Source organism: Streptomyces sp. NBC_00019 (assembly GCF_045041015.1).
Lineage (GTDB): Bacteria > Actinomycetota > Actinomycetes > Streptomycetales > Streptomycetaceae > Streptomyces.
The window spans coordinates 8,949,435-8,961,916 of the sequence record NZ_CP108302.1 but is presented as its reverse complement, the minus strand read 5'-3'; the positions used below and the strand labels follow the sequence as shown (position 1 = coordinate 8,961,916).

Sequence of the window (12,482 nt, the reverse complement as noted above, 5' to 3'; positions counted from 1 at the left end):
TTGACTGGCCTGGTCCATACCTTTAGCTTCACGGGTCAGCAACGCCACGTGTGACGCACTCACCCCCCCCCGACACACTCCAGGAGCGTCCTCAGCCATGCCCTTCTCCGAACGCAAACGGTCCCGTACCCGGCTCACGGTCCTCGCCGCACTCTCCGCCGTCCTCGCCGCCCTGTTCACCGCGACGCCCGCCCAGGCGGCCACCGGCTCGATCACCGGTCTCGCGGGCAAGTGCGTCGACGTCGCGGGCGCGAGCAGCGCCGACGGCACCGCCGTACAGCTCTACGACTGCAACGGAACAGGTGCCCAGGCCTGGTCCAACTCCGGTGACGGAACCCTGCGCGCGCTCGGCAAGTGTCTGGACGTCGTCGACCGCGGCACCGCCGACGGCGCGGCGGTCCAGCTGTGGGACTGCTCGGGCGGCGCCAACCAGCAGTGGGTGGTCACCGCGGCGCGTGACATCGTCAATCCGGCCGCGAACAAGTGCCTGGACGTCCGGGAGAACAGCAGCGCCAACGGCACCCGGCTGCAGATCTGGACCTGCTCCGGCGGGGCGAACCAGAAGTGGAACGCGCCCGCGAGCGGAGGGGGCACCACCCCGTCCGGGTTCGTCGTCTCCGAGGCCCAGTTCAACCAGATGTTCCCGAACAGGAATTCCTTCTACACCTACGGCGGCCTCACCGCGGCCCTCAGTGCCTACCCCGGCTTCGCGGGCACCGGCAGTGACACGGTGAAGAAGCAGGAGGCGGCCGCGTTCCTGGCCAACGTCAACCACGAGACCGGCGGACTGGTCCACATCGTCGAGCAGAACACCGCCAACTACCCCACCTACTGCGACTGGAGCCGCCCGTACGGCTGCCCGGCGGGCCAGGCCGCCTACTACGGCCGCGGACCGATCCAGCTCAGCTGGAACTTCAACTACAAGGCCGCGGGCGACGCACTCGGCATCGATCTCCTGGGCAACCCCTGGCTGGTGCAGAACGACTCGGCCGTGGCCTGGAAGACGGGCCTGTGGTACTGGAACACCCAGTCCGGCCCGGGCACGATGACCCCGCACAACGCCATGGTCAACCAGGCCGGCTTCGGACAGACGATCCGCAGCATCAACGGCTCCCTGGAGTGCGACGGCAAGAACCCGGCCCAGGTGCAGAGCCGCGTCGACGCCTACAACCGGTTCACCTCGATCCTCGGCGTCGCGCCGGGCGCCAACCTCTACTGCTGACAAGGCGGCCCGCTGATGCCCAAGTCGAAATTCCGGTTGAGACCCCTCGCCCAGGCGCTCATCGGCGCGTTCGGCGCGCTGACGTTCGTCCTCGCGGTCCCGGCGACCGCCCGCGCGGACGTCCTGACCCTGCTGCCCCAGAGCGCCGACGGCCTGGAGCAGACCTTCTCCCCCGCCTACGACTACGACGGCGACGGCTGCTACGCCACCGCGGCGATCGGCGCCGACGGCACCCTCAACCCCGGCCTCAAGCTCGGCGGTGACGTCAACGGCAAGTGCCACGACCCCGCCCAGCTGGCCAACGCCAACACCTACTCACGTGCGAAGTGCAACAACGGCTGGTGCGCCGTGATGTACGCCAGCTACTTCGAGAAGGACCAGGCGACGCTCGGCCCGGCGGCCATCGGACACCGGCACGACTGGGAGCACGTCGTGGTGTGGATCAACAACGACCAGGTCCAGTACGTGTCGGTGTCCCAGCACAGCGGCTACCAGGTGGCCGCCCGCGCGTCGGTCCGCTTCGACGGCACCCACCCGAAGATCGTCTACCACAAGGACGGCATCTCGACCCACTGCTTCCGCTTCGCCGGCAGCAATGACGAACCGGCGGAGAACGCCACCGGCAACTGGTTCTTCCCCCGGCTCGTCGGCTGGAACGGCTATCCGGCCGGCTACCGCGACAAACTGATCGGCGCGGACTTCGGCTCGGCGACCCTCAAGATCGACGACGGCGACTTCCCGTACCACCTCGCCGCCTCGAAGCCGTCGGGCATCGCCTTCGACCCGTACGCATGACAGACGTGGCAGCGGTCCGCCTACTTTGGTAGCCGCCCGTGCCATCCGAGGATGGTTCTTCCATCGACGATCGCCCGATGCCCGCCAGCTCCCGCTTCCTCCAGGGTGGAGACACGACCCACCCTGGGGGAAGCATGGTGATCTTGCACAATCGGACGAGAGCGGGTGCGCCGACCGCGGTGGCACTGGCGATGGCGGTGGCCATGACGGTCCTGCCGATCACGGCGTCGGCCGAACAGCCCGCGGCCGCACCGCAGTTGTACGTCGCCCCATGGGGCAAGGACTCCTGGCCGGGCACCCTGGACCGCCCCTTCGCCACCCCGGCACGCGCGCAACAGGCCGCACGCGCCCGGGCACCGCAGAGGACGTCCGACCTGGTGGTGAACCTGCGCGGAGGGACGTACACCCTCAAGGAGCCGCTGCGGCTGTCGGAGGCCGCCGGCGACTCCGGGGTGACCTACCAGGCGTACGGCTACGGGACCCCGCGGCAGGAGCGGGTCACCCTCAGCGGCGGCCGGCGGATCTCCGACTGGCGACCGGATCCGGGGCGGCGTGGGTTCTGGCGCGCGGACGCGGGCGGTCTGGAGACCCGGCAGCTCTACGTCGACGGACGCCGCGCCACACGGCTCTCCCGCGAGGGCGCCGGCTTCGGCGGCACGCTGAAGGTGACGAAGAAGGGCTACGCCACCACCAGCACCGTTCCGCGGAGCTGGAAGAACCCCGCCGACATCGAGTTCGTCTACCGCGCCGGCTATGTCGAGGGCCGCTGCGGAGTCGCCGGTGTCTCCGGCACCTCCATCACGATGGACCAGCCGTGCTGGGATCTGGCCCAAGCCCTCTACGAAGGGCCGGAGTTGCTCACGTCACCGACGGCCGTCGAGAACTCCCCCAGCTTCGAGCCCGAGCCCGGCAGCTGGTACCTCGACCGCTCCCGCCCCGGTCACCACGAGCTGCTCTACTTCCCACGTCCCGGTCAGGACATGCGCCGCGCCGAGGTGATCGCCCCGGTCCTGGAGAACCTGGTCACCGGCACCGGCCGACCGGGCCGCCCCCTGCACGACGTCGGCTTCCGGGGCCTGACGTTCGCGTACTCCACCTGGCTGGCGCCCAGCGAGCCCGCCGGGTTCCCCGCCGCGTGGAGCATGTATCTGCGACCCGGGAAGGGCGACGACGCGAAGCTGCTGACGGTGCCAGGTACGGTCGCCTTCCGCACCGCCGAGCGGATCACCCTGGAGGGCAACCGGTTCACCCGTCTCGGCGCCCAGGCACTGGAGTTGTCGCAGAACAGCTCGTACAACACCGTTGACGGAAACCTCATCGACGACGTCTCCGACGGCGGAATCCTGATGGGGGTGGCCCCGCCGGACCAGAAGGGCACCAACCGCGGCAACCGGATCACCAACAACCGGATCCACCACATCGGCGCGGAGTACCACGCCGCCTCCGCGATCTGGGACACCGCGACCCAGGACACCACCATCGCGCACAACCAGGTCGACCACGTGCCCTACACCGGCATCCTGTCCGGCCCCGCCGACGACCTGCGCGGCATCATGCGCGGCAACCACATCCTCGACAACCGCGTCTTCGCGACGAACCGGCTCCTTGCCGACGGCGGCGGCATCTACCTGCGGGGCGAGCAGGGCACCTCGTTCGCCGACGGCGCCGTCATCAGCGGCAACGCGGTGACGAGCAGCAGACACGGCGAGTGGAACGTCGGGATCTACACCGACGACAGCACCAACTGGACGACCGTGGACGGCAACGCGGTCTACGACTATGTCGCCGCCATCGGCGGATGCAGCGAGGAGTGGGGCGACCGCCCCGTCCGCAACGTGCGCTACCGCGGCAACTTCTGGGACGACGCCGTGCCCTCGTGGCTGGAGCGGCGGGCCTTCCCCGGGGCCTGGCCGCCGGCCGACGAGGCACACCCCGACGAGGGGTGCGGAGACCCGCACGACCTCGAGTTCACCGGCAACACCCTGCTGCCCCCGCGCGACCCCGGACAGGCCTGCGCGGCGGAAGCCGACTGCGCCGCCGTACTGGCGAACGCCGGACCTCTGCCGCAGTACCGGCAGCGGCTGGGCATACGCTGACGGAACGACGAAGGGCCTTCGCAGGCTGCTGCCCGCGAAGGCCCTTCACACCGTCGGGACGACAGGATTTGAACCTGCGACCCCTTGACCCCCAGTCAAGTGCGCTACCAAGCTGCGCCACGTCCCGGTGCGACTCCCCCGGGCGAACCGCGGGAACACGCAGGTAAACCCTACCGCATGGACGTGACGACGGCGGACGTCAGCCGCGTACGGCCGTCGGCCGCCCGGCCTCCGACGGTTCGCCCGTGGCCCGCGCCGTCCCGGTCGCACGGCCCGCCCGGCGGACCGGCACCAACAGGGCGGCCAGGGCGGCGGCGAGGCACAGGACCGCGAGCAGGGTGAAGCCGTGGGTGTAGCCGGAGCCGTACGGCAGCCCGGAGGGCTGGAGCCGGCCGGTGACCAGGACGCTCGTGACGGCGGCGCCGATGGAGCCGCCGATGGTGCGGATGTTGGCGTTCATGCCGGTCGCGGCGCCGGTCTGCTCGGGCGGGACGCTGCCGACGATCAGGTTGGCCATCGAGGCGAAGGCCAGTCCGATGCCGAGGCCGAACACTCCCGCGACGACGGCGATCTGCCACTGCGCGGCGTGCCAGAGGGCGAGGAAGCCGAGGGCCACCGCGCCGAGCGCGGCGCCGGTGGTGAGCAGCGCCTTCGCGCCGACCACGGGTTCCAGTCGGCCGCTCAGGATGCCGGAGCAGAACATCGCCAGCAGCATCGGCAGCATCAGCAGTCCGGAGGTCGTGACGCTCGCGCCGAAGCCGTACCCGGCCGAGCCCGGCGTCTGCACGAAGGCCGGCAGGAAGGACCAGAGCGCGTACATGCCCGCGCCGAAGAGCAGCGCGACGGTGTTGGTGGTCCACACCGCGGGCAGCCGCATGACGCGCAGGTCGATCAGCGGGGAGCGCGAGCGGGCCTCGGCCAGCAGCCAGAGCACGAACAGGGCGACGGCCACGGCGAACAGGCCGAGCACCTTGGCCGAACCCCAACCCCATGTGCCCGCCCGGCTCAGCGGCAGCAGCAGGGCCACCAGCCACGCCGACAGCAGGACGGCACCGAGCCAACTGACCTTGCCCTCGGCCCGGTTGGGCGACTCGGGGACGTAACACAGGGCGATCGACGTGGTTGCCGCGACGACCGCGACGGGGATCCAGAACAGCCAGCGGTAGTCGAGCGCGGAGACGATGGGTCCGGCCGCGACGATGCCGACGCCGCCGCCCGCGGCGATCACTGCGGACAGGTTGCTGATGCTGCCGGGGACCTCGGACGGAGCGAACTCGTCACGGATGATGCCGAACGACAACGGGAAGAGGGCGCCGCCGACGCCCTGGACGACCCGGGCGACGATCAGCATGCCGATGTTCGGCGCCAGGGCGGCGAGCAGACAGCCCGCCAGGACGACGAGCAGGACGGCGACCAGGGTGCGCTTCTTGCCGATCAGGTCGCCGATACGGCCGAGGATCGGGGTGAAGACCGAGGCGGACAGCAGATACGCCGTCATCACCCAGGTCGCGGTGGACTGCGAGGTGTGCAGCGCTTGCTGGACGGTCGGCAGGGCCGGCGCGATCAGCGACTGCAGCATGGCGAACACGCCGGCACCGGTCGCGAGGACCGCGAAGGTGAGGCGGGTGGACTTGCGGGGCATGGAGAGCCTCTCCGAACACAGGATGCGGCCAGAGCCTCGTGGGAAGCGGTCGCGGAAAGGGCAGGGACGCACCTCGACTGATAAAGTGGAGGCACGCCTCCACTCTAGCGGAGGCACACCTCCGCTTCAACCCGGAACGGAGGTGGACCTCCGTTTCAGCCCGGGAGGCTTCCGTGACCGCCCAGCCGTTCCCCGTCAGCGAGATCGTCGCGACCCGCCGGCCGACCCGGAAGGACGCCGCCCGCAACTACGACGCCCTGCTGGCCGCCGCCCGCGAGGCCTTCGCGGAGCACGGGTCGGATGCCTCCCTGGAGGACATCGCCCGGCGGGCGGGCGTCGGCATCGGCACGCTGTACCGGAACTTCCCCACCAGGCGCCATCTCTTCGAGACCGTGTACGCGGACGAGGTGAACACCCTGGTGCGGGTCGCCGAGGAGGTGGCCGACCGGGAGCCCTGGGACGCCCTGACCGCATGGCTCGACCGGTTCGCGGACTACATGGTGACCAAGCGGGCCGTCCGCGAGGCCCTCAATGACGAGACGGAGATCTTCGCCGCCTGTCGCACGTCGATGTACGGCGCCGGCACCCCCCTGCTCGAACGGGCCCAGCGGGCGGGCGAGGCGCGCACCGACATGGACTTCACCGATCTGCTGCGCATGGTCGCGGGCATCACCGCGACCGCTTTCGACGACGACGCCCAGCGCAGGCGGGTCATGTCGATCGCCCTGGACGGCGTTCGCACGAAGGGCTAGCCTCTCATTGCCTAACTCAAGTAAGTTCGGCCGCATGTCCCTCTTGGCTCGACCCTCGATCGCCACCCTCGCGGCCAAGGCGATGCAGAGAACGACCCGGCTGGCCGGCCGACGCCTGGCCACCTCGTCCTACGCCCGCTTCCCCGAATTCCCGCGCAATGTACGGGAGTTGACGATCCCGACGTCGGTCGCCCCGGCCCGGGCGACGGTCTATCTGCCCGCCGCGAGCCAGGACACGGCACCGCCCGTGCACGTCAACTTCCACGGCGGCGGATACGTCATGACGCTCACCGAGCTGGACGACCCGCTGTGCCGGTTCCTGGCCGCGGAGGCGGGCGTGGTCGTGATCAACGTGGACTACGCGGTCGCCCCGCAGCATCCGTTCCCGGCACCGCCCCGACAGGCCTACGAAGTCGTCCGCTGGGTCGCCGAGCACGGCACCGAGCAGGGCTGGGACGGCGGCCGGCTCACGGTGGGCGGACAGAGCGCCGGCGGCGGGCTCGCGGCAGCCGTGGCCCGGCAGGCGCTGGAGGAGGCCGGACCCGAGATCGCCCTCCAGGTCCTGCACTACCCGCCGCTCGACCTGGCGACCGGCGCCCGGCAGAAGAGGGCGGCCATCGCCCGACCGATGCTGCGGCCCTGGATGGCCGACGTCTTCGACACCTCGTACATCCCGGACGTACGACTGCGCCGCGACCGGCTCGCCTCCCCCGCGCACCCGTCGGACACCGCCGACCTGAAGGGCATCGCCCCGGCGCTGATCGTCACGGCCGAGTACGACCTCCTGAAAGCCGAGGCGCAGAGCTACGCCGACCGGCTGCGGTCCCTGGGCGCGCTGTCCGGGCACCATGACGTGGCCGGCGCCGACCACGGCTACGACGGCAAGGACAACGTGAGGGCGCGGGAGTCGTACGCGCTCATCGCCCGGCACCTGCGGGAAGCCGTCAACTGACGACCGAGCCGAACTAAGCTGCTGGGCCATGCGATTGACAGTTCTCGGCGGCTGCGGCGCCTGGCCCACCGCCACTCAGGCATGCAGCGGCTACGTGGTCGAGCACGACGGTTTCCGCCTCCTCGTCGACCCCGGATACGCAACGCTGCCGCGCCTGTTGGCGCGTCTCACCGTCGGCGCCGTGGACGCCGTCCTGGTCAGCCACGGCCACCCCGACCACTGCGCCGACCTCAACCCCCTGCTCCGCGCACGGGGGTTGAGCGACGACCCGCCGCCCGCATTGCCGGTGTACGCCCCGCACGGGGCACTCGACGCCGTCCTCGCCCTCGACAAGCCCAGCATGCTCGCCGCCGCGTACCGTCTCCACGAGTTCCGTCCCGGCGACCGCTGAGGATCGGCCCCTTCACCGTCGGCACCCGGCTCCTGCCGCACTTCGTGCCCAACGCCGGCCTGCGGATCAGCACTCCGGACGCCGTGCTCGTCTACACCGGCGACACCGGTCCGAGCGAGGACATCCCGCGCCTCGCCGAGGGCGCGGATCTCTTCCTGTCCGAGGCGACGTACGTCCACCGGGTCCCGTCGCCCGGCGACGCCCCGTATCTGCTGACCGCGCGACTGGCCGGCGAGTACGCCCGACAGGCGGGTGCGGCAAGGCTGTTGCTCACTCACCTGTGGCCGGGCACCGACACGGGGGCGGCTCTGGAAGCGGCCGGTGAAGCCTTCGCAGGCTCCCTCGACATCGCCGCCCCGGATCTGGTCGTGGACCTCTGACACGCCGGAAGCCGGTCTCCGCAGCGCATGCGGTGACCGGCTTCCGTCCTTGCCCCCGACCCGGTCAGTGAGCACCGACCAGCTCCTGGTCCGCACCGCTCTGCGCGGCCTGCTTGGAAGTGCGCAGTGCGGCGATGCCGATGAAGACCATGGACGACAGTCCGGCGATCGCGAAGGCGGTGAAGCCGAACTCCCCGTTGCCCGCGGCGAGCAGCTGGCCGCCGAGCCACGGGCCGAAGACGGCACCGAAGCGGCCCATGCCGGAGGTCCAGCCGACGGCCGTGGCACGACTGTCCGGAGTGGAACGGATGGACACCGTCGCGTAGATCATCGTCTGGGCGCTGTTGAGGAAGACGCCGGTGAAGAAGACGACGACCGTGGTCACACCCATCGGCATGTGGACGCTGAGCAGGAACACCCCCGCGGCGGTCAGCGCGAACCAGATCGCCGAGATACGCGGGGCACCGAAGCGGTCGGCGGCCCGGCCCGCGACGAGCATGCCCACGATGCCACCGAGGTTGAAGACGACCACGAAGGTCAGCGCGTTGGCGAGCTCGTAGCCCTCGGCGCGCATCAGGGTGGGCAGCCAGGTGGCGACGCCGTAGACCAGGAGCAGTCCACCGAAGGAAGCGAACCAGTACAGCAGGGTCTGGATCCACTCGCCGCCGCGGAACAGGTTGAGCAGCGAGTTCCAGCGGTCGGCCGCGGCCTGCTTGCCGCCCTTGGCGGCGGGCAGTTCGACGTCGTACCGCTCGGCTTGCGTGCGGGCCTCCTCGGTACGGCCCTTGGCGACGAGGAAGCTCAGCGACTCGGGCAGGAACCTGGCGAGCACCGGCGCAAAGAGCAGCGGGAGCACGCAGACCCAGAAGGCGGCGCGCCAGCCGACGGGGTCGATGAGCCACTTGGCGACGTAGGCGGAGAGGATGCCGCCCGCGTGGTGGGCGGTCATCAGCATGCCGATGATGATGGCGCCGCGACCGCGCGGGGCGTAGTCGGAGACCATGCTGATCGCGGTGGGCAGCAGGCCGCCGAGGCCGATGCCCGCCAGGGTGCGGCCGAGGCCGAAGACCTCGACACTGCCCGCCATGGCGCAGACACCGGAGGCCAGCGAGAAGAGGGTCACGCAGGCGACCATCAGCTTCTTGCGGCCGATCCGGTCGGCGACGGTGCCGGCGGTGAGCGCGCCGATCAGCATCCCGAAGGTGGCGTAGGAGCCGAGGTCGCCGGCCTGGTCGGCGGTGAGGCCGAAGGTCTTCGTCTCCAGCAGGTGCGGCAGCACCGAGCCGTAGATGAACATGTCGAGGCCGTCGAAGAGCATGGCCAGCCAGCACAGACCGACGACCAGGAGGGCCAGTCTGCTGCCGCGAGCGGACAGGGAGGGGGAGGAAGACATCGTTGGTTACCTCTCGTGCTTGGTGCGCTAGACGCTAAGGAGCCACCCGCCAAGAGTCAACGTTTTTGTCAACAATCTCATCGACAATCACTGGCGGATGGCCCTTTGCCCAGCTCAGACCACCGGTGGCGTCCCGTGGGTGTGGAACGACTCAATGGTCTGCAGACCCCAGGCCTGCCCCTTCTTGCGCTCCTCCTCGGTCCAGGTGATCAGCGGCCAGTCGGGCGCGAGGACGAGCCGCGTGAGCGGGTTGCACAGCTCGATGCGGTTGCCGCCCGGCTCGTAGACGTAGAGGAAGAACGTCTGCTGGATGGCGTGCTTGTGCGGGCCCGTCTCGATGAACACACCGCTGTCGATGGCGAGATCGGCCGCGCGCAGGATGTCCTCGCGGGTGTCCGTCGCGAAGGCGATGTGGTGCAGCCGTCCGGTACTGCCGGTCCAGTCCGAGGTGTAGACGACGTCGTACGACTTGTTCGTGTACGTCAGCCAGCGCGCCGCGATCCTCCCGCTGTCCAGCTGGATCTGCTCGGTGGGCCGGGCGCCGAGGACGTCCTGCTGGAACTCGGCGTTGGCGAGCACGTCGGCGGCGAGGAAGTTGATGTGGTCCAACCGCCGTACGCCCACGCCCCGGTTGGGTTTGGCCTGCGGCTGGTTCTTCAGCGCGGGCCTGAGCTCATCGGGGGCCCGGTAGTGCTCGCTCTCCCAGTACAGGGCGTGTTCATGGCCGTCCGGGTCTGTCGTGACGTAGAGCTTGCCGAGGCCGGGCTCGTCCTCGACCCACGTGCCCGTGCCGCCCGCCTCCTCGTTCGCCTTGATACGGCGATGGAGGGCCTCCTCGCTTGAGGTGCGCAGGGCGAGCCGACCGAGGCCGGGCTGTTCGCGGGCGGTGAGGACCAGGCTGTGGTGCTCGTAGTCGTCGAAGGTCCGCAGATAGACGGTGTCGCCGTCCTGTCCGTCGACCGTGAGGCCCAGGTAGTCGGTGAAGAAGGCGACGCTGGCGTCCAGGTCCGGGGTGAACAGCTGGGCGTGGCCGATGTGCGCGATGTCGCCGAGCGGCGGAGTCATCGGTGACCTCCTTGGGGTCGTGCGGCAGCCCTGGGGAAGACGGTGCCGTCGAAGATCTTGCGGGCCGTGCGGACCACGGCCGTGCGGCGGGCGGTGGGGAGGCCTTCGGGGGTGGTCCCGAGGCTGCTTTCGATGTCGAGGAATCCGGTGGGATGTTCTATGCGAATCCGGTCACTGTCGGGATCAAGCTCCGCGAGATCCGCCCCCACGCCGCCGTCGATCCGCAGCCCGGCGGCCACACTGGCCGCGCCGAGCACACCGATCGAGGTGTGGCAGCGCACCGGTATGAAGGTGCGGGTGGTGACCGCGCCGCCCTCGCGGGGCGGGGCGAGGAGGGTGAGCTTGGGGACGGTGGTGTCCGAGACGTCACCGAGGCCCATCAGCCGGCCCGCCGCCAGGCGGATCCGGTGGAGCCGGTCGGCGAGCGTCAGGTCCTCCTCCAGGTCCTTGGGCGACTCGTACCCGGTGACCTTCAGCGAGGTGGCGGCGATCAGCACGGTCGGCATTCCGTTGTCCACGCAGGTCACCTGGACGCCGTCGATCTCGTCGCGGACGCTTCCCGTGGGCAGCAGCTCGCCCGCCTTGGCTGGGAACTCGATGACCACCGGAGCGGCTGTCCCCGGCACTCCGGAGATCTGTGCGTCGCCGGTGTAGTCGACCCGGCCGCCCGGAGTGGGAAAGGTCGCCGTGGCGTGGTCGCCGGAGTTGACCATGCGGATCCGGACGCGGGTGCGCTCCTCCCCCGCCGCGACCAGTCCGCGCTCGACGGCGAAAGGGCCGACGCCGGCGAGGATGTTCCCGCAGTTCTGACGGTCGCTCACCTCGGGTCGGTCGACGACGACCTGGAGGAAGAGATAGTCGACGTCGGCCTGTGGATCGGCGGACGGCGAGACGACGGCCACCTTGCTGGTGAGCGGGTGCGCGCCGCCCAGGCCGTCGATCTGCCGCTCGTCCGGACTGCCCATGATGCGCAGCAACAGGTCGTCGCGCAGGGCGGGTTCGGCGGGGAGGTCACCGGCGAGGAAGTAGGCGCCCTTGGAGGTGCCGCCCCGCATCAGCAGACAGGGCACCTCCTCGGGCACGGAGCTCACGACGACTCCCCCGCGTACTCCTCGTACGACCGGTACTCGACGCCGAGCCGCTTGAGCGTGTCCCGCAACCCGTAGCGGTCCAGGCCGAGTTGGCCCTCGACGAAGGCGGCGCGGGTGGCGGCCTCCTTGGCCTCGCGGGCCTCGGACTTCAGGGCCGTCTCCCGGGCGCGCTCACGCGGAACGACCACGACACCGTCGTCGTCGGCGAGGATCACGTCGCCGGGGCGGATCACCTGACCGTCGATGGCGATCGGGACGTTGACCGAGCCGCCGGTGGCCTTGACCGTGCCCTGCGAGGAGACCGCGGAGGACCAGGCGGCGAAGCCCATGTCGCGCAGCTCCTGGGTGTCGCGGATGCCGGTGTTGGCGACGACGCCGCGCACCCCACGCTGCTTCAGGGCGGTCGCGAACAGCTCACCGAACAGGCCGTCCGTGCACGGCGAGGTGGTCGTGACGACCAGGATGTCACCCTCGCCGCACTGCTCGACAGCGGCGTGGATCATGAGGTTGTCGCCGGGCCAGCTGAGCACGGTGACGGCCGCCCCGGCGACCCGCACACCTTGCTGGACGGGGCGAATCCCCGGGCCCAGCAAGCCGGTTCGGCCCATCGCCTCGCTCACCGTCGCCACGCCGTAGCCGGCCAGCGCGTCGACGTCCTTCAGCTCCGCCTTCGGCGGGTTGGTGACAATGACACCGCCCATGG

At 70.4% G+C, this 12,482-nt stretch carries 12 protein-coding genes and 1 tRNA gene; 7 read left to right on the top strand and 6 right to left on the bottom strand.

The genetic code is table 11. The features are described 5' to 3' along the window. The first annotated feature begins 97 nt into the window (after positions 1 to 97). The 3 genes from OHU89_RS41500 to OHU89_RS41490 all read left to right on the top strand — a co-directional run bounded on the left by OHU89_RS41500 (position 98) and on the right by OHU89_RS41490 (position 4,113). The gene (locus OHU89_RS41500) at positions 98 to 1,222 is read left to right on the top strand and encodes a glycoside hydrolase family 19 protein (protein WP_405650293.1); all 1,125 of its coding nucleotides are present in this window, start codon (positions 98 to 100) and stop codon (positions 1,220 to 1,222) included. Between the two features lie 15 nt (positions 1,223 to 1,237). After that, complete coding sequence (locus OHU89_RS41495; protein WP_405650291.1) at positions 1,238 to 2,017, top strand: NPP1 family protein; 780 nt, start codon at positions 1,238 to 1,240, stop codon at positions 2,015 to 2,017. Between the two features lie 143 nt (positions 2,018 to 2,160). After that, entirely contained in the window at positions 2,161 to 4,113 is a 1,953-nt protein-coding gene (locus OHU89_RS41490) for a right-handed parallel beta-helix repeat-containing protein (protein ID WP_405650290.1), read from the top strand. Positions 4,114 to 4,166: 53 nt separating this feature from the next. Here the strand turns inward: OHU89_RS41490 and OHU89_RS41485 are convergent. Both OHU89_RS41485 and OHU89_RS41480 read right to left on the bottom strand, forming a co-directional pair. Then, positions 4,167 to 4,240 (bottom strand) — tRNA-Pro (locus OHU89_RS41485). 72 nt (positions 4,241 to 4,312) lie between these two features. Then, positions 4,313 to 5,755 carry an MFS transporter gene (locus OHU89_RS41480; RefSeq protein ID WP_405650289.1) on the bottom strand — a complete coding sequence of 481 codons (1,443 nt, stop codon included), beginning with the start codon at positions 5,753 to 5,755 and terminating at the stop codon, positions 4,313 to 4,315. 173 nt (positions 5,756 to 5,928) lie between these two features. On the opposite strand from OHU89_RS41480, the gene OHU89_RS41475 reads away from it, so the two are divergent. Genes OHU89_RS41475 through OHU89_RS41460 form a run of 4 tightly spaced genes read left to right on the top strand, consistent with a single transcriptional unit; the run spans position 5,929 to position 8,230 of the window. Then, positions 5,929 to 6,507 (top strand): TetR/AcrR family transcriptional regulator, encoded by a 579-nt coding sequence (locus OHU89_RS41475; RefSeq protein WP_405650288.1) that lies wholly within the window; start codon positions 5,929 to 5,931, stop codon positions 6,505 to 6,507. A 34-nt stretch (positions 6,508 to 6,541) separates the two neighbouring features. Then, positions 6,542 to 7,459 (top strand): alpha/beta hydrolase, encoded by a 918-nt coding sequence (locus OHU89_RS41470; protein ID WP_405650287.1) that lies wholly within the window; start codon positions 6,542 to 6,544, stop codon positions 7,457 to 7,459. Positions 7,460 to 7,487: 28 nt separating this feature from the next. After that, a complete protein-coding gene (locus tag OHU89_RS41465; RefSeq protein ID WP_405650286.1) occupies positions 7,488 to 7,850 on the top strand; it encodes an MBL fold metallo-hydrolase in 363 nt (120 codons plus the stop codon). Positions 7,851 to 7,894: 44 nt separating this feature from the next. After that, complete coding sequence (locus OHU89_RS41460) at positions 7,895 to 8,230, top strand: MBL fold metallo-hydrolase (protein ID WP_405650285.1); 336 nt, start codon at positions 7,895 to 7,897, stop codon at positions 8,228 to 8,230. A gap of 64 nt (positions 8,231 to 8,294) precedes the next feature. Here OHU89_RS41460 and OHU89_RS41455 read toward each other — a convergent pair whose 3' ends face one another. From OHU89_RS41455 to OHU89_RS41440, 4 genes are all read right to left on the bottom strand, one after another. Further along, on the bottom strand, positions 8,295 to 9,623 hold the full coding sequence (locus OHU89_RS41455; protein WP_405650284.1) for an MFS transporter: 1,329 nt from the start codon (positions 9,621 to 9,623) through the stop codon (positions 8,295 to 8,297). Positions 9,624 to 9,737: 114 nt separating this feature from the next. After that, positions 9,738 to 10,688 carry a catechol 2,3-dioxygenase gene (locus OHU89_RS41450; RefSeq protein WP_405650283.1) on the bottom strand — a complete coding sequence of 317 codons (951 nt, stop codon included), beginning with the start codon at positions 10,686 to 10,688 and terminating at the stop codon, positions 9,738 to 9,740. Next, positions 10,685 to 11,743 carry a 4-oxalomesaconate tautomerase gene (locus OHU89_RS41445; protein WP_405654876.1) on the bottom strand — a complete coding sequence of 353 codons (1,059 nt, stop codon included), beginning with the start codon at positions 11,741 to 11,743 and terminating at the stop codon, positions 10,685 to 10,687. Before OHU89_RS41445 ends, OHU89_RS41450 begins: the two co-directional genes overlap by 4 nt. Before the next feature lie 32 nt (positions 11,744 to 11,775). Then, positions 11,776 to 12,480 (bottom strand): 4-carboxy-4-hydroxy-2-oxoadipate aldolase/oxaloacetate decarboxylase, encoded by a 705-nt coding sequence (locus OHU89_RS41440; RefSeq protein ID WP_405650281.1) that lies wholly within the window; start codon positions 12,478 to 12,480, stop codon positions 11,776 to 11,778. Between the last annotated feature and the right edge of the window lie 2 nt (positions 12,481 to 12,482).

What these genes read in the sequence shown, in the direction of transcription:
- OHU89_RS41500 (WP_405650293.1), top strand. Translation starts at nt 98, where the DNA reads ATGCCCTTCTCCGAACGCAAACGGTCCCGTACCCGGCTCACGGTCCTC.
- OHU89_RS41495 (WP_405650291.1), top strand. Translation starts at nt 1,238, where the DNA reads ATGCCCAAGTCGAAATTCCGGTTGAGACCCCTCGCCCAGGCGCTCATC.
- OHU89_RS41480 (WP_405650289.1), bottom strand. Translation starts at nt 5,755, where the DNA reads ATGCCCCGCAAGTCCACCCGCCTCACCTTCGCGGTCCTCGCGACCGGT.
- OHU89_RS41470 (WP_405650287.1), top strand. Translation starts at nt 6,542, where the DNA reads ATGTCCCTCTTGGCTCGACCCTCGATCGCCACCCTCGCGGCCAAGGCG.
- OHU89_RS41465 (WP_405650286.1), top strand. Translation starts at nt 7,488, where the DNA reads ATGCGATTGACAGTTCTCGGCGGCTGCGGCGCCTGGCCCACCGCCACT.
- OHU89_RS41455 (WP_405650284.1), bottom strand. Translation starts at nt 9,623, where the DNA reads ATGTCTTCCTCCCCCTCCCTGTCCGCTCGCGGCAGCAGACTGGCCCTC.
- OHU89_RS41450 (WP_405650283.1), bottom strand. Translation starts at nt 10,688, where the DNA reads ATGACTCCGCCGCTCGGCGACATCGCGCACATCGGCCACGCCCAGCTG.
- OHU89_RS41445 (WP_405654876.1), bottom strand. Translation starts at nt 11,743, where the DNA reads ATGCGGGGCGGCACCTCCAAGGGCGCCTACTTCCTCGCCGGTGACCTC.
- OHU89_RS41440 (WP_405650281.1), bottom strand. Translation starts at nt 12,480, where the DNA reads ATGGGCGGTGTCATTGTCACCAACCCGCCGAAGGCGGAGCTGAAGGAC.